The organism is Vibrio sp. 10N.286.48.F5 (assembly GCF_041469785.1).
GTDB classification, from domain to species: Bacteria; Pseudomonadota; Gammaproteobacteria; order Enterobacterales; family Vibrionaceae; genus Vibrio; species Vibrio crassostreae_C.
This window is the reverse complement of record NZ_JBFRLG010000018.1, coordinates 40310-56368: the sequence shown is the minus strand read 5'-3', so window position 1 is coordinate 56368 and position 16059 is coordinate 40310. Positions and strand designations below refer to the sequence as shown.

Annotated in this window: 14 protein-coding genes; 9 read left to right on the top strand and 5 right to left on the bottom strand. The window is 44.2% G+C overall.

Going from position 1 to position 16059, the window contains the following annotated elements; translation table 11 throughout:
• Nucleotides 1–173 precede the first annotated feature (173 nt).
• Nucleotides 174–1334 carry a galactokinase gene (gene galK, locus AB4185_RS12280; protein WP_372135499.1) on the top strand — a complete coding sequence of 387 codons (1161 nt, stop codon included), beginning with the start codon at nt 174–176 and terminating at the stop codon, nt 1332–1334.
• A gap of 111 nt (nt 1335–1445) precedes the next feature.
• A complete protein-coding gene (gene galM / locus AB4185_RS12275; protein ID WP_248366597.1) occupies nt 1446–2525 on the top strand; it encodes a galactose-1-epimerase in 1080 nt (359 codons plus the stop codon).
• A gap of 219 nt (nt 2526–2744) precedes the next feature.
• On the opposite strand, the gene AB4185_RS12270 is transcribed toward galM, so the two are convergent.
• Nucleotides 2745–3743: a substrate-binding domain-containing protein gene (locus tag AB4185_RS12270; RefSeq protein ID WP_017066816.1), complete on the bottom strand. Its 999-nt coding sequence runs from the start codon at nt 3741–3743 to the stop codon at nt 2745–2747.
• Between the two features lie 197 nt (nt 3744–3940).
• Between AB4185_RS12270 and AB4185_RS12265 the strand changes: the two genes are divergently transcribed.
• Nucleotides 3941–4273: a tRNA-binding protein gene (locus AB4185_RS12265; protein ID WP_017060796.1), complete on the top strand. Its 333-nt coding sequence runs from the start codon at nt 3941–3943 to the stop codon at nt 4271–4273.
• A gap of 46 nt (nt 4274–4319) precedes the next feature.
• Here the strand turns inward: AB4185_RS12265 and AB4185_RS12260 are convergent, their stop codons facing one another.
• A complete protein-coding gene (locus AB4185_RS12260; protein WP_372135498.1) occupies nt 4320–4874 on the bottom strand; it encodes a gamma-glutamylcyclotransferase family protein in 555 nt (184 codons plus the stop codon).
• A 287-nt stretch (nt 4875–5161) separates the two neighbouring features.
• On the opposite strand from AB4185_RS12260, the gene AB4185_RS12255 reads away from it, so the two are divergent.
• Nucleotides 5162–6346, top strand: a complete 1185-nt coding sequence (locus AB4185_RS12255) for an NnrS family protein (protein ID WP_372083597.1) — start codon at nt 5162–5164, stop codon at nt 6344–6346.
• 67 nt (nt 6347–6413) lie between these two features.
• Here AB4185_RS12255 and AB4185_RS12250 read toward each other — a convergent pair whose 3' ends face one another.
• Nucleotides 6414–7421 (bottom strand): adenosine deaminase, encoded by a 1008-nt coding sequence (locus tag AB4185_RS12250; protein ID WP_229647670.1) that lies wholly within the window; start codon nt 7419–7421, stop codon nt 6414–6416.
• 355 nt (nt 7422–7776) lie between these two features.
• Here AB4185_RS12250 and AB4185_RS12245 point away from each other — a divergent pair, with 355 nt between their 5' ends.
• Complete coding sequence (locus tag AB4185_RS12245; RefSeq protein ID WP_017069509.1) at nt 7777–8094, top strand: DUF3622 domain-containing protein; 318 nt, start codon at nt 7777–7779, stop codon at nt 8092–8094.
• Between the two features lie 202 nt (nt 8095–8296).
• Here the strand turns inward: AB4185_RS12245 and AB4185_RS12240 are convergent, their stop codons facing one another.
• Nucleotides 8297–9343, bottom strand: a complete 1047-nt coding sequence (locus tag AB4185_RS12240; RefSeq protein WP_372057906.1) for a succinylglutamate desuccinylase/aspartoacylase family protein — start codon at nt 9341–9343, stop codon at nt 8297–8299.
• Nucleotides 9344–9614: 271 nt separating this feature from the next.
• Between AB4185_RS12240 and AB4185_RS12235 the strand changes: the two genes are divergently transcribed.
• A complete protein-coding gene (locus AB4185_RS12235; protein ID WP_048605541.1) occupies nt 9615–10154 on the top strand; it encodes a DUF3332 family protein in 540 nt (179 codons plus the stop codon).
• A 138-nt stretch (nt 10155–10292) separates the two neighbouring features.
• On the opposite strand, the gene AB4185_RS12230 is transcribed toward AB4185_RS12235, so the two are convergent.
• The gene (locus AB4185_RS12230) at nt 10293–11765 is read right to left on the bottom strand and encodes an aminoacyl-histidine dipeptidase (protein WP_229647671.1); all 1473 of its coding nucleotides are present in this window, start codon (nt 11763–11765) and stop codon (nt 10293–10295) included.
• 1064 nt (nt 11766–12829) lie between these two features.
• On the opposite strand from AB4185_RS12230, the gene AB4185_RS12225 reads away from it, so the two are divergent.
• The 3 genes from AB4185_RS12225 (at nt 12830) to frsA (ending at nt 16011) form a co-directional block, all read left to right on the top strand.
• Nucleotides 12830–14119 (top strand): NCS2 family permease, encoded by a 1290-nt coding sequence (locus AB4185_RS12225; RefSeq protein WP_017060789.1) that lies wholly within the window; start codon nt 12830–12832, stop codon nt 14117–14119.
• An 84-nt stretch (nt 14120–14203) separates the two neighbouring features.
• Nucleotides 14204–14668: an oxytetracycline resistance phosphoribosyltransferase domain-containing protein Tet(34) gene (tet(34), locus tag AB4185_RS12220; RefSeq protein ID WP_009847475.1), complete on the top strand. Its 465-nt coding sequence runs from the start codon at nt 14204–14206 to the stop codon at nt 14666–14668.
• Nucleotides 14669–14757: 89 nt separating this feature from the next.
• Nucleotides 14758–16011 carry an esterase FrsA gene (frsA, locus tag AB4185_RS12215; RefSeq protein ID WP_017060788.1) on the top strand — a complete coding sequence of 418 codons (1254 nt, stop codon included), beginning with the start codon at nt 14758–14760 and terminating at the stop codon, nt 16009–16011.
• The last annotated feature ends 48 nt before the right edge of the window (nt 16012–16059 follow it).

Genomic DNA, 16059 nt, shown 5'->3' with positions numbered 1-16059 from the left:
TCGATTCTGGAATGACGACAGGTGAGAAGCTTGGTTGCTTCGTTACTTAGGAGTCGATGTTGTCATTCCCTATTGTGAGAGATGAACGAGATAGGGAAATCTAAAAGAATTAAAGTGGTGCCGTGAAGGGGCCATAACCAATTGAACAAAGAGTTTAACCAGAGAGTTTACTTATGTCTGACCTAATCCAAAACGTGAAAGCATCTTTTGAGCAAGTCCTTGGCTACCAAGCGACTCATATTATCCAAGCACCAGGTCGTGTGAACCTGATCGGTGAACACACTGACTACAACGATGGTTTTGTTCTACCGTGTGCCATTAACTACCAGACGGTAGTCGCAGCGGCTAAACGTGACGACAACATCGTGCGCGTAGTGTCGGTGGACTACGGCAATGCTGTGGATGAATTCGACCTAACTCAAGAGATCACATTTCAACAAGACAAGATGTGGGCTAATTACATTCGTGGTGTGGTGAAGTGCTTAAAAGGTCGCGGCTTTGAATTTACAGGTGCAGACATCTCTGTAACGGGTAACGTGCCTCAAGGTGCAGGTTTAAGTTCTTCTGCGGCACTGGAAGTGGTGATTGGTCAAACATTCAAGGTGCTTTATAACCTAGAGATCAGCCAAGCCGAAGTGGCGCTAAATGGTCAGCAGGCCGAAAACGAATTTGTGGGCTGTAACTGCGGCATCATGGACCAAATGATCTCTGCAGAAGGTCGTGCAAACCACGCGATGCTTTTGGATTGTCGTAGCTTAGAAACTCAAGCGGTTTCAATGCCAGAAGATATGGCTGTGGTTATCATCAACTCAAACAAGAAACGCGGCTTAGTCGACAGCGAATACAACACACGTCGTGAACAGTGTGAAGAAGCGGCGCGCATCTTTGGTGTTCCGGCACTTCGTGATGTGACCATTGACCAGTTCAAAGCGAAAGAGTCTGAGTTAGATGAAATGGTCGCGAAACGTGCTCGTCACGTGATTACTGAAAATGACCGTACTGTTGAAGCGGCTCAAGCTCTGCGCACTCATGATATGAAACGCATGGGTGAGTTGATGGCTGAATCGCATGCATCAATGCGTGATGATTTTGAAATCACGGTGAAAGAAATCGATACGCTGGTTGATATGGTCAAAGAAGTGATCGGTGAGCAAGGTGGCGTGCGTATGACTGGCGGTGGTTTCGGTGGTTGTATTGTGGCATTGGTTCCACCTGCATTGGTTGATGAAATCAAAACAACCGTTGAGCAGAAATATCAAGCGGCGACGGGTCTAAAAGAATCTATTTATGTGTGCCAAGCGAAAGACGGAGCAGGCTTAGTTGAAGTAATCTAACGGCTTCGAGATTTAATATAGAGCTTACCAAGTAAAAAGATCATGGTAGGCCAAATGCTAAAGCCTTTACTTCAGGTAGAGGCTTTTTACTGGCACTAGAAGGAATTTAGAATGACACAAGAGCAAAACCTGCATCAATCCATGACGCAGACTCCTGCCTATGATGGCCAACCCGCTCAGTTAGTGACGCTATCAAATACGCATGGCATGCAAGTGACATTCATGGATATTGGTGCAACATGGTTGAGCTGTATCCTGCCAGTAAAAGGAAACAAAAGAGAAGTTTTGTTGGGTGTTAACTCAATGGAGAACTTCGATAAACAAGCCAGCTATATGGGCACAACTGTTGGCCGTTATGCTAACCGCATTGCTAATGGTCGTTTCAAAATTGATGGTCAGAATTACAAGCTGGAAACCAACCAAGCGGGCAATACCTTACATGGTGGCCCGAACGGATTTGATAAACGCCGTTGGAATATTGCCGAGCAAACCGAAACGTCAGTGGTGTTCAGTCTAGAGTCTGCTGATGGCGACCAAGGATTCCCGGGGAATTTGAATGTGTCGGTACGTTATGACATCACCGAAGACAATCGAGTGTCCATTAATTACTCTGCAACCACAGACAAGCCGACTGTAGTCAACCTAACGAATCATGCGTACTTCAATCTACTTGGCGCTGAAGCTGGACACGATTGTTTGTCACACATTGTCAGTATCAATGCTAATCAGTTCTTACCGACCAATTCGGTGGGTATTCCGTTAGGTAACCTTAAATCAGTGAAATCGACCAGCTTTGACTTCAATCAGCCTATGATGATCTCAGAGCGTTTGTTGGGCGATGAACAGCAGAAAGCAGCAAAGGGTTACGACCACTCTTTCTTATTGGCTGATGGCTGCAAACGCACTCAATGCGCCGCGACCGTAACCTCACCGGATGCGCTCGTCACACTAAAAGTATTTTCAACCAAACCTGCGATGCAGCTATACACCGGAAACTGGCTTGGTGGCACACCAAACCGAAGTGGTGGCAGCTATGAAGACTACGCTGGTTTGGCGCTAGAAACCCAGTTCTTACCTGACTCTCCTAACCACCCAGAGTGGAAGCAGGACAGTTGTATTCTCAAGCCTGAACAAGAATATAACTACAGTACCTGTTACCAGTTTGAATTTTCGGGGGATTCTTCAAACTAGTACGCTCTAGCTCAAAGCGGTTACGTCAATATCTTTTGTTTGTGAATAGGACGATGTGAATTATCGCGTTGTTCTTGGGGGATGAGCAAAAGTGGCGCTCAACAAGAGTGCGGTTTATTAAGCGCGATTGTTGAGTATCTGAGTAAGGTAGGAAAGCCCTAACAGAAGCGATTCTGTTAGGGCTTTTTTTTGTTTATTGCTTGATGAGTCGACCAGAACCTAGACTTTCTCTACCGAATTACGGCGTACCAGAGTTGGAGAGAACATCATTGGTTCAGTTGAGGTGTTTTCACCTTTGGCTAAGTGCAACGCGAGTCGTGTCGCTTTCTCTGCCATCATCTGAATCGGGTAGCGAATAGTGGTGAGCTTTGGATGAACATAGCGGGCAATCAAACCATCATCGAAACCGATGATCGACATTTTGTCTGGCGCTTGAATACCGTTTTCATCAAGGACAGACAAAGCACCAGCTGCCATGTAATCGTTGTACGCCACAATGCCAGTGATTGGCAGTGACTTAGTCAGAAGGTTAGTCATGGCGTATTCGCCACCGTCACTGGTCGGCGCTGAGTATTCAATATAGCTGTCAGAGAGCGCTATTTTGTAATCTGAGAGTGCCGCTAAGTAACCTTGGATACGCTCATCGGCATCTTCAATGCTATGCGATGAGGCGATACAGGCAATGTTCTTATGGCCATGGCGGATCAGATATTCCGTCGCAAGATACGCACCTTTTTTGTTGTCTAAGAAAATACAGTGGTTGGCAATCTCAGCAATATAACGGTTGATCAGTACTAAGCCTTTGACCTCTTTTGCATAGGCAATCAGTTCTTCGTCGGTGAGGCCTTTAGAGTGGATCACCAGGGCGTCACAACGGCTGTTAATCAGCAATTCAATCGCTTGTCTCTCTTCTTCACGATCGTGCGAGCCATTACCGACAAGGATATGTTTTCCGTTCTCACGAGCGACATTGTCGACAGCCTTAACCAGCGTGCCAAAAAAGGGATCGGAGATGTCACCGACCAATACACCAACAGTGTTCGTGCTTTGGCTTACCAGCGCTCGAGCATTGGCATTCGGTCGATAGCCAAGTTTAGACATCGCTTTAGTTACAGACTCTACCGAGCTTGCACTCGCCTTGGGAGACTTGTTGATCACTCGAGATACGGTTGCAACAGAAACACCAGCTTCCTTTGCTACATCTTTAATTGTTGCCATTTTTAACCTCTATACATTGCTTCATCTATTTAACACCGACAATGATAGTAAGGCAACGAAACTCTCATTTTACTTCCAGTAATGAGATCTTTACCGCTTGTAATTATTAGGCTTAATGCTAGTGTAAACATTTACATTTTACTTAATTTTAGTAAATGATTTAATGAGTGAAAATAAACCAATATAGGAAGTGAGAAATGGATACTGTCTCTTATGGTGACTTTGCTAAGTTAGAAATGCGTGTGGGTAAGATCATTGAGGTTGTGCGTCATGAAAACGCCGACAAGCTTTACATAGTGCAAGTGGATGTTGGTGACAAGACACTGCAAACGGTGACCAGCCTAGTCCCTTACTACACAGAAGAAGAGTTGATGGGTAAGCAGGTTGTTGTTTTGTGCAATCTAGCGAAGGCGAAGATGAGAGGCCACACTTCTGAGTGCATGTTGCTTTGTGCAGAAACGGAAGATGAATCTGAAAGTGTATTGCTAACACCTGAACGTGCGATGCCAGCAGGTATTCGTGTCGTTTAAGCTCACTTTAGGTTGGTGAGTCAATGTGTTCACCAACCTAAATCAACTAGCTGCGTACAGTTAGTATCAAGCCATCAATCACACTGTGATGGTGATCGGAAACCCAAGCAAGGTTGCCGTATTTAGGCTGGTGGCGATCATTTTCTAATGGGTGATGCCAACCTTGTGTGTGTTTAACGAAGTGCGCCGCAAAGCTTTCAGACACCTCTAAACATCCTGCTAATACAGTATCGACGTAGGTTTGAACGATAGGGCTGTTTTCGCAAGGTGCTTCAATCTCGTCTTTGATGTAAACCCAGATAGGTTGATCCTGTTTGAATTCATCTTGGCTTTCTATCTGAGAGGCCTTTAATTCGATACGGTGATAACCACGCTCACGGCGATCAAACTCAGCCAGTGCAATATCATCCACCTCAAGCAACACACCATTCACTTGTCCTTCGCCGAGATTGACGATCAAAGGGGATAAGACATAGCTGTCATCGATCTTGCTCCAATGGCGAATCAAGCCATGAACAATCGCAGGGATCGCTTGCCCTGTCTGACCGGTAAGCTGACGTGAAGATGAGTTGATTAAACTGCCATAACCAAAAATATACATCGCATTCCTTGTCTGAGTTGTTCCATTTAAGTCTAGTCTTACTATATGTGGCGAGATACCAAAAGTCAGTAAGTTTATATTTATACATGTGTGTGTCTTTATGACTCTTTTGGTTGTGTTTTTTTGACTTATTTATTGGCTATTGAATCTCGTGAGTCGCTGTTTTTACTGGTTTATCTAATTGGCGCGTTTCATGCAATGTGATCTGCATATTGCATCGGATTTGATGCACACAAAATTTGGTTTAGGTAATACCTTGGCCGCTTATCTGAGAATTAGGAGCGAGTTTGTTAAATATCACAGATAAAAGTGTAGAAGACGCGATTCCAGCCTACCTGCGTTTAGGCTTTCGACCTTTCTTCTTTTTAGGCAGTCTCTATGCAGTGATCGCGATTGTCGCTTGGGTCATCATGTTCCAAAACGGTCAGCCTGAGATTTTAAAAGTTCCCGCACTGTGGTGGCACGTGCATGAGATGCTGTTTGGTTTCTCAATGGCGATAGTGGTCGGTTTTGTGCTCACTGCCGTGCAAACCTGGACGGGTGTCAATGGAACCAAGCACTATCGGTTGGCAATTCTTGTGGGCTTTTGGCTCGCACCTCGTATTCTGTTTTGGACCCCCGCTCCGTTATGGCTGATCTCGTCGGTTGAGGCGCTGTTCTTAATCTTCGCCGCCTACGAAATTGGTTTTCGAGTCGTGAAGTCGAAAGGCTGGAAGAACCTGTTTTTTGTGCCGCTGTTTATATTGGCTATCGTGGCGAACTCTGCTAGTTACGCGACCATTAAGGGAATGCCTCCATTTCCATCGTCTGCAGTTTGGCAGGCCATGTTGTGGTGGTTTACCTTGCTCTTATCAGTGATGGGTGGGCGAGTAATCCCATTCTTCACAGCGCGTCGTTTTGATTTCGAAAAAGCGCAGCCCTTGGTTTGGTTGGAATGGTTAGCCAATCTACCTTTGGTTGGCTTATTTGTGTTGAGCTTCTTCCCATTGACCTTTGCTCAAGTCGGCAATGAGTTGATGGTATTTGCAGGTGTGACACAGTTGGTGCGCTTTATCCGCTGGAAGCCTTGGACAACACTATCAGAACCCTTGGTGTGGTCGCTGCATGCGGCTTACCTATGTATCCCTCTCAGCTTGCTGTTACGCGGTTTGCTAGATAACCCGTTCGCGAGCCATAACATGCTGCACCTGTTTGCGATTGGCGGTTTGAGTGGGTTAATTCTGGCGATGATCACGCGCGTGACAATGGGACATACTGGCCGTGCTATCTATAAAGGGCCAAGTATGGCTTTGGCGTTCTCGGCTATATTTATCGCGGCACTCGTTCGTAGTTTAGGTGTGACATTCTTCCCGGCGTATTTATTTGAGATGGTCAATATCAGCGCGGGTTTATGGACGTTAGCGTTCGGTCTATTTATCTGGAAATTTGGGATGATGCTGTTAACGCCAAGAGTGGATGGTCACCCGGGCTAAGCCAATTAGTTATCTATTGATATAGATAGGGAAGCTCAGAGCTTCCCTTTTTGATCTTGATAACTCATTAAGTACTCGCAGCAAGGTATTGGCGTACCTGTGTGATGAGATCTTCCTTGGCGTGAGGCGAGATAAAACTGGCTTCGATGGCATTAATACTGAACTGCGCCAATTCGTTTTTGGTCACTGGGTGAGCATTGGCGACGGCGAGGAAGTTATCATTCATATAGCCGCCGAAGTAAGCCGGATCATCGGAATTGATGGTGACGCACAGCCCTTTTCTCAGCAACTCGACGATGTTGTGCTCTTGCATGGTCTCAAACACCTTGAGCTTGGTATTCGACAGCGGGCAGACGGTCAGTGGTGTACGTTTTGCTATTAGCTGTTCCATCAACTCTTCATCTTCTACACAGCGAACGCCATGATCAATTCGGGTAATGCCTAGCAAGCTCAGTGCGTCGCTAATATTTTGTGCTGGGCCTTCTTCTCCGGCGTGCGCGACAGTCAGAAAGCCTTGGTTGATCGCTTCTTGGAATACATGTTTAAACTTCTCTGGTGGATTGCCCTGTTCTGATGAATCTAACCCAACGGCAATGATCTTATCTTTATAAGGAAGGGCTTGTTTGAGTGTTTCAAAAGCGCTGTCTTCATCGAGATGACGCAGAAAGCACATGATCAGTTGGCTGCTGATGCCAAGTTCTTGCTCTGCTTGATTCAAAGCTCTAGTGATCCCACCGACTATGACTTCAAAGGCAATGCCGCGTTCAGTGTGAGTCTGAGGGTCGAAGAATATTTCGGTATGAACCACATTATCTTGCTGGCACTTCAGTAGATAAGCCCATGTCAGGTCGTAGAAGTCTTGTTCATGAATGAGTACGTTAGCGCCTTGGTAATAGATATCGAGAAAGGACTGAAGATTGTGAAATTGGTACGCGTCCCTTACTTGGTCTGGGTTTTCAAAGGGAATTGAAATATTATTACGCTTGGCGAGTTTGAACATCAGTTCTGGTTCTAACGAACCTTCAATATGTAAGTGCAGTTCAACTTTAGGTAAATTTTTGATAAAGCTATCCATAGCAACCCCTTCGCTATTGTAATTATGGGCGGAGTAGGTGAGGTGTTTCGATGGTGAGATCCGAGTCTATAGGCTATCTCTTTCATTTATCTCTATTTGAGCATAGTTCATTTGCTCGTTATCGAGAAAGTGCCCCGTAAATTGGAAGCTATTTTGGAGTTATGAACGAATTGAAATGACTCGCAAACGATTTACCGCACTAGAGTGTGATCCGCTGCAAATATTTGCAGCAATATGTGTTGATTTGTGCTCTAATACCGCGCTTACCAAGGGATGGTGTTAAAAGATACCCACTTAGATGGAGTTATCAAAGTTGACCGATCCCGTAATGATCTCCCTTAGGAAAAAATAGAACATGTCTAAGAACAAAAAGTTTGATATCCGCCTTACAGAAAAACGCAACGGTTGGTGTGCAGAGATTACTCGTCAAGTAACGTCTCGCAGCACTACAGTATCTAAGCGTGAGTCTGGTTTCGAAACTGAAGCTCTAGCACAAGAGTGGGCAGAGAAAGAGCTAGCATCTTTCATCGCTAACCAAGCTGAACGTAACGAGCGTAAATCAGAGCAACGTAAAGAGCGTGACGAACTACGTCACACTAAAGAGCTTAAAGCTGAGCAAGCACGTGAAGCGCGCGCTAAAGCTCGTGCAGAAGAGCAACAAGACGCTGAATAATTCAGTGCATGACTAATTTATAGATCCCTTAATTTTAAGATAAGGGATTTGTGAAAAAAAAGCCCCGATACAACTTTTTTCTTTCGAGTTAAAAGTGTTTTGGGGCTTTTTAGTTTGTGGAGTTCTGTTTTATTGTGTTTAAGAGCTCGGTTTGGCTTCTCGCTTTTAACGTCGAGCTCTTAAACTGTTAAGCATTGTCTGATCAGTTATTCAGTGCAGTTAGCCAATCGTCTTCTGCCACTTCTTCAATGTAGCTTTCTACTGATTGTCCTACTTCTTCATCGTCTTGCTTGAAGTAAGCGATGTGGAACACAGCATCACCTTCGTTGACCAAAGGCAGAGTTTGCTGACCAATCACAATACCACCTTTGGTTGTGATCACTTGGCCTTCTTCGTGGCCCAAAGGAGAGCTGATGTAAGCTAGAGTTTGCCCAGCCTCAACTTGCTCACCAAGTCTTACCATATTACGCAAGATGCCGTCTGATTCAGCGCGGATCCAGCTGGTGGATTTGCTCAATACTGGCTCTGGCAACTTCTTACGGTTAGGGCGCAACATGCCTATTTCTTTCATCACTTGATGAACGCCTAGATAGCCTGCACGAATCGCTAAAGGATCAAAACGCAGCGCTTCACCACCTTCATAAGTCAGTACCGGGATGCCCAGTTTTTCAGCTTCGCTACGCAGTGAACCATCACGCAAAGGTGAATCAATGATTACTGGCGTTGCGAACGCTTTCGCAATTCGTAATGTTTCTGGATTTGATAGGTTTGCACGAATCTGTGGCAGGTTAGTACGGTGAATAGCACCTGTATGTAGATCCAAAATGTAATCACAGTGCTTCGCTACGTTTTCGAAGAAGGTGTAAGCGATGCGTGATGTCAATGAGCCTTTCTCACTACCTGGGAAGCAACGGTTTAGGTCGCGACGGTCTGGTAAGTAACGAGATTTATGAATGAAGCCAAATACGTTTACGATCGGCACAACAATTAATGTACCTTTCAGTTTATTAGGTTCTATTGCGTTAGTTAACTGTCGTGCAATCTCAACACCGTTTAGCTCATCACCGTGAATAGCAGCGTTTACCATTAGTGTTGGGCCTGCTTGGCGACCGTGGATGATCTCAATCGGGATCGAAAGTGGAGAGTGCGTGTAAAGCTGAGCTGCCTGTAGTTCAATCTCTTTTCGTTGTCCTGGCTGAACAGTATAACCAAGTAATTCGAATGGTTGATTAGGTTTTAGTCTTGCCATTTAGGTTGTTCTCAACATGGTGATAATTCGTTAACACGGAATGTAGCAATCGTTGATTTTTAGTACGAATCAATCGCTTTACGGTGACGACAAAAGTTTTTTATGAAGGGACTTCTGAATTGGTTTCAGTTTTTTATCTGGCTAATTGAAGGGTGTTTAAAATTTTGAATTTTCTGACAATACATTAACTTAGAGCTGATATTTGTCATTCAGTTCGTTGGTATTATCCACCGCCATTTTTTGGCGGCCAAATTCAAATATTGAGATCAAAATGAAAAAAACAATTTCAAAAGTTGTAGCACTAGCGGTGGTATCTGTTGCTTTATCTGGCTGTGTTGGTAGCAACGCAGTAACGGGTTACCTAATGAAGTTCAACATCAAGGCTGTTGATAACCGTTACGCTCGTGGTGGTTTGAACATGCTACTTGCACCTGCATACGGTCTAACAGTTGCTGCCGATTACCTAGTATTCAACTCACTAGAGTTCTGGACTGGTAGCAACCCACTAACAGGTGCTCCGCACATCTTTGATACTAAGACTGATACTTACCTAGACATCAACCACCAACTTGATCCGTCTCTAACGGAAGCGCCAGTGGGTCCTATCACGAGTGCAGATGTGATCGAAAAAGGTCAAATGCAGCAGATTGATGAAAACACGATCCAAATGGACATTACTTACCAGTCTGGTGAGCGTGCGACGTTAATCGGTGTTCGTGATGGCGAGATGGTGACGTACTTCATCGATGGCGAAGTTGTGGCACAAACTTCAATTGATGAGCTAGAAAGCTACGCGGCTTCACGCGCTTAATTGTTTATTTAGTCACAAGTAGTAGCTACAAAGATTAGATACAAAAACAGGTACTCATTGAGTACCTGTTTTATTTTGTCTCAGATAAACGGTGTTTACTGTAAAACACCATTTACTGAACAAACATAGCTTATCGAATTAAGCTTTTTCTGGGATCGCTTCAAGCAATGCAACCATTTGGTTCCAGAATAGCTCAACGGTGTCGATCTTCACTTTCTCATCAGGAGAGTGCGGAAACTTGATGGTTGGGCCGAAAGAAACCATATCCATGTTCGGGTAAGGTTCTTTGAATAGACCACACTCAAGACCAGCATGGATAACCATGATGTTTGGCTTGTGACCGTAGATACCTTCGTACATGTCACGGAAGATATGCATGATTTCTGAATCTGCGTCTGGTTTCCAACCTGGGTAAGCACCAGAGAACGCGATGTTAGCGCCTGCTAGTTCAGCAACAGAGTGAAGCATGCTTTCTACTTGGCTACGACCTGAATCGATAAGAGAGCGGATCAGGCAAAGTACTGTGATTGAGTTCTCTTCTGTTGTGATAACACCTACGTTTAGAGACGTTTCCACAACACCTTCAATCTCGTCACTCATACGAATCACGCCGTTTGGACATGCGTTAAGTGCCGCGATAAAGCGAGCTTGGTCAGCTGCTGCAAGAGCGCCCATTTCAACCGAAGCTTCTTCGTTGAAAGTAACAATGCTGTCTTCTACTTTACCTAGCTCAGTTGAAAGAAGCTCTGTGTAGTAGTTGTATAGAGAAGCCAGTTTCTCTTGGTTTGCAGCAGGTACTGCAACCGTTACGAAACCTTCACGAGGGATCGCATTACGTAGGCTACCGCCTTTGAATTCGACGATGCGTAGGTCTAGCTCTTTCGCGTGACCCGCTAGGAAGCGAGCAAGCAGTTTGTTTGCGTTTGCACGGCCTGTGTGGATATCACAACCAGAGTGACCGCCTTTAAGGCCTTTCAACGTTAGCTTGCGTGTTACGAAATCAGCAGGAATTGCATTACGTGCAACTTCAAATGTCATTGCGCCGTCGATACCGCCAGCACAACCCATGTACACTTCGCCTTCTTGCTCTGAATCGGTGTTAAGAAGGATATCGCCTTCTAACCAACCCGCTTCAAGACCGAAAGCACCAGTCATGCCTGCTTCTTCATCTACTGTTAGTAGAACTTCGATAGGGCCGTGCTGGATTTCGTTTGAAGCAAGAACCGCTAGGCAAGAAGCCATGCCCATGCCGTTATCAGCGCCAAGCGTTGTCCCTTTTGCTGTAACCCACTCACCATCGATGTATGGTTGGATTGGATCTTTAGCGAAGTCATGAACGGTGTCTTCGTTCTTTTGTGGAACCATATCGATGTGAGCTTGTAGCACCACACCTTTTTTGTTTTCCATACCCGGCGTTGCTGGCTTCTTGATGAATACGTTGCCCGTTGGGTCACGACGTACATCTAGGCCTTGCTCTGTTGCCCAAGCAATAATGTATTGAGCAAGCTCTTGTTCATGCTTTGAAGGGTGTGGGATTGAGCAAATCTTATCGAAGAACTGCCAAATAGGGGCAGGGGATAATTTACTGATCTCAGAATGGAATTCAGACACGGATGACTCCTTTTTTATTTGATAACCATATATTTAGGGTTTTTATAGGTGAAAACTTAGAACAAAAATCTAAAATATGGGTCTGTTTTGATGGCAACAGCATACCACTAGAGTGTTTTGACGAGTAGCGGTTCTAAACCTCAAATAGCTCAAATTTTGAAAGCGATCTTGTCCATCTGATCATGATTAAGCGCTTTGATGCTTATAAATGACACGGGCAAACGTTTGTTTAATTCTTTTTTGTAATTTAATTACAAAAATAAGTTTGCAAAATAACCATAAGTAGCCAAAAGTGTGACGTATAGCAAAAAATACTTGTAATCTTTTTTCTTTGGGGTATATTAATAACCAACTTCTGAGACGAAGAGTAAATGCTCAAAGGATGAGTCCGTTTTATTGCCTCCAAGGAACCGAGAAATCAAATTTGTTTTTTATTGATTTATTAAGGTGATAGTTATGAAAGGTTTACCATCTGCAATGTTCTGGCTTAACAGCTCTGTTTACACTAGCAACTTTGCATACCCTACAAGCTTTGGTTACTAATACCGTAAGCATGTAACTCGAACAGTTTTGTTCACCCCTATATATTGGAATTCTTTTACAGCCCTTTTGGTTGACAGATTCTACCGCCACTCAGTTTTGAGTGGCGTTTTTTTTGCCTGCTACTTTTCCAAACCGCTTTCGCTTGTCACTTTCCTTGCTGTTCTGCGTGGTTGTTTTTTAAACGCCGAAATATCAATTTGCGCCTTATTACTGATCCTGTTGAAAAATACATAACTATTGTGAGTTTGAATTCAGAATTTACTGGCTAGATTATCAATGAAAATAACCGATGGTAGAAAAAACAACCAACTAGTTTTAGTGAGTCTATTGTTGTTAATTGTTTGTTTTTAATGGTTATTTATCGATGATATCTTCATTTTTAATCGCTTTGTTTCATACGGCATTCTGATAAATATCGATTAGAGCCTTAATTCTATCTGGAATTTGTTATTTGATAACTTTATAATCCACAGCCAATCGATTACGCAACCGTTTACTTTTTACCCTTATAGGATTCGATAATGTTCGAAAAGCTATTCAAACTCAGTGAAAATGGCACCAATGTGCGCACTGAAATCATCGCAGGTCTAACAACCTTCCTAACAATGGCTTACATCATTTTTGTAAACCCAATGATTCTAGCTGATGCTGGTATGGACCATGGCGCTGTATTTGTAGCAACCTGTTTAGCGGCTGCTATTGGCTGTTTCATCATGGGCTTTGTTGCTAACTACCCAATTGCTCAAGCTCCAGGCATGGGTTTGAACGCATTCTTTACCTACGCTGTTGTAATGGGTATGGGTTATACGTGGCAAGTTGCTCTGGCAGCGGTTTTCGTATCAGGCGTAATCTTCATCTTCTTAAGCATCTTTAAGATCCGTGAATGGATTATCAACTCGATCCCTATGTCTCTGCGTGTTGGTATCTCTGCAGGTATCGGTCTTTTCCTAGCGTTTATTGCGCTTAGCAATGCAGGCATCGTTGTTTCTAACCCAGCAACTAAAGTTTCACTGGGCGACATTACCGCGATTGCTCCTATCCTAGGCTCACTTGGTTTCTTCCTAACGATTGCTCTTGTTCACCGTGGCGTGAAAGGGGCAGTAATGATTGCGATTCTAGCTATCACAGCTCTTGGCATTGTTATTGGTGACGTTCAATACGGCGGCATCATGTCTACACCACCAAGCCTTGCTCCTACATTCATGCAGCTTGATTTCTCTGCTGTATTTGAAATCGGTATGATTTCAGTGGTATTCGCGTTCTTGTTCGTCGATTTGTTCGATACAGCGGGTACTCTGGTTGGTGTTGCAACGAAAGCAAACCTAATCAAAGAAGACGGCAAACTACCTCGCTTGAACAAAGCACTGCTTGCTGACTCTACAGCAACATCTATTGGTGCACTGCTAGGTACATCAAATACTACTTCTTATGTTGAGAGTGTTGCGGGTGTTGCTGAAGGCGGCCGTACCGGTCTAACGGCTGTTGTTGTTGGTATCTTATTCCTACTGGCTCTTTTCTTCTCGCCACTTGCAGGTATGATTCCGGCTTACGCAACATCAGGTGCACTTTTCTATGTAGCAATTCTGATGATGTCTGGCCTAGTTGGCATTGATTGGCGTGATCTTACGGAAGCAGCACCAGTCGTGGTAACATGTCTGCTTATGCCGCTGACGTACTCTATCGCTGAGGGTATCTCACTAGGTTTCATCGCTTACGCTGCAATTAAGCTGCTAAGTGGTAAAGGTCGCGACGTTTCACCTGCTGTGTGGGTAATGTCGGCTATCTTTATTCTTAAATACATTTTCGCTTAATCGTCTAGATTTCTGCTTAATCGCTGAAGAGGCTATGTTTGAAATAGCCTCTAATAACATGACAAAATTATTAGGTTTTATACTATGAGCAACAAATTCGTTATCACTTGGGACAACATGCAGACTTACTGCCGTCAACTTGCTGAAAAGCAAATGCCAGCAGAGCAGTGGAAAGGCATCTGGGCAGTAAGCCGTGGTGGTTTGGTTCCTGGTGCAATCTTGGCTCGTGAGCTAGGTATTCGTCACGTAGATACGATTTGTATTTCTAGCTACGACCACGATCACCAACGTGATATGACAGTAGTTAAAGCACCTGAAGGTGACGGCGAAGGCTTCCTAATCGTTGAAGACTTGGTTGATAGTGGTGACACTGCACGTAAGCTTCGCGAAATGTACCCTAAAGCGAAACTGATCGCTGTATGTGCAAAACCATCTGGCGCTGATTTGCTAGACGAGTACATTGTTGATATCGCTCAAGACACATGGATTGAGCAACCTTGGGATACTAGCCTAAGCTACGTAGAGCCAGTAAATCGCAAGTCAAAATAAGCGTAAACTTAGTTTTTTGAGAAATGACCCTTTATAGGGTCATTTTTTTTTATATTATTAGTGACAACCATTTTTTATTAAGTATCCCAATGTCTGAACCAGAAGAAACGAGCTCGAACCTTTCGGAAACTTTGTTTGTAAAGCACAAGCAAGCGAAAGAGACCTCAATGTTGACACAATACATGCCAAGCTCTGAAGCGCTATTGGATGAGAAACGTGAACAGCAAAACTCATCATGGTATCGAAACCTAAGACGTCTTCAGTGGGTATGGCAAGGCGTTAATCCAATAGAGCAGGAAGCGGTATTGGCTCGCATCGCGTCATCAGATAACTCTCGTACAACCGATGAGTGGCTTGATACGGTCATGGGTTACCGAAGTGGTAACTGGGCATACGAATGGACCAAGCTGGGTATGCAGCATCAAAATCGTTCTAATGAGAAGAATGGTGAAGAGATGGCTGAAGAGCTATTTTCCGCATCGTTGTGCTTCAGTATTGCGGGTTACCCACACCTCAAGAACGACAACTTGGCAGCTCAGGCTCAAGTGTTGGCCAACGCAGCGTATTCTGAAGCGATCAAGCACACTAAGTTGATCGTCAAGCAGATTGATATTCCATACCAAAACAAGAAGATCAAAGCGAACTTGCATCTAACCAAGACAGATAAACCACAACCGGTTGTGATTGTCAGCGCGGGTCTAGATAGCTTGCAAACCGATATGTGGCGCCTGTTTAGGGATTATTTAGCACCTAAGAACATTGCTATGTTAACGGTAGACATGCCATCAATAGGGCACAGTGCACATTGGCCGTTAACAGAAGACTCATCTTGTCTTCACCAAGCAGTGCTGAATGAATTGCCTAACATCCCATGGGTTGATCACCACAAAGTCGGCTTGTTTGGTTTCCGCTTCGGTGGCAATGCGATGGTGAGATTATCTTTCCTCGAGCAACATAAGATTAAAGCGTGTATTTCTTTAGGCGCGCCAATTCACGATATCTTTGTTCATGCAGACAAACTTAAGCAGATGCCTAAAATGCATCTAGATGTGTTGGCTTCGCGCCTTGGTAAAGGGGCGGTCGATATCAATAGCCTTTCTGGGCAGTTGATGGCGTGGTCACTCAAGGTACAAGGTTTGCTGTCAAACAGTAAAACCAGTGTTCCTATCTTGGCATTGGCTCTGGAAGGCGACCCGGTTTCACCGCCAATGGATAATCAACTGGTTGCTATTTACAGTGATTACGGAAAAGCGAAGAAAATCAAAGCTAAGTCAATTACACAAGGTTATGAGCAATCCCTCGAATTGGCGATAAAGTGGCTTGAGGATGAATTATTTAGATGACATTTCTCCAAAATTAGTTAAGCATGAAAAGTGTACAAACTAAGTACC

Coding starts and splice junctions, on each gene's coding strand:
- AB4185_RS12245 (WP_017069509.1), top strand. CDS start 7,777: ATGTCTAAGAACAAAAAGTTTGATATCCGCCTTACAGAAAAACGCAAC.
- AB4185_RS12270 (WP_017066816.1), bottom strand. CDS start 3,743: ATGGCAACAATTAAAGATGTAGCAAAGGAAGCTGGTGTTTCTGTTGCA.
- AB4185_RS12235 (WP_048605541.1), top strand. CDS start 9,615: ATGAAAAAAACAATTTCAAAAGTTGTAGCACTAGCGGTGGTATCTGTT.
- galK (WP_372135499.1), top strand. CDS start 174: ATGTCTGACCTAATCCAAAACGTGAAAGCATCTTTTGAGCAAGTCCTT.
- AB4185_RS12260 (WP_372135498.1), bottom strand. CDS start 4,874: ATGTATATTTTTGGTTATGGCAGTTTAATCAACTCATCTTCACGTCAG.
- AB4185_RS12240 (WP_372057906.1), bottom strand. CDS start 9,343: ATGGCAAGACTAAAACCTAATCAACCATTCGAATTACTTGGTTATACT.
- frsA (WP_017060788.1), top strand. CDS start 14,758: ATGTCTGAACCAGAAGAAACGAGCTCGAACCTTTCGGAAACTTTGTTT.
- galM (WP_248366597.1), top strand. CDS start 1,446: ATGACACAAGAGCAAAACCTGCATCAATCCATGACGCAGACTCCTGCC.
- AB4185_RS12250 (WP_229647670.1), bottom strand. CDS start 7,421: ATGGATAGCTTTATCAAAAATTTACCTAAAGTTGAACTGCACTTACAT.
- AB4185_RS12265 (WP_017060796.1), top strand. CDS start 3,941: ATGGATACTGTCTCTTATGGTGACTTTGCTAAGTTAGAAATGCGTGTG.
- AB4185_RS12225 (WP_017060789.1), top strand. CDS start 12,830: ATGTTCGAAAAGCTATTCAAACTCAGTGAAAATGGCACCAATGTGCGC.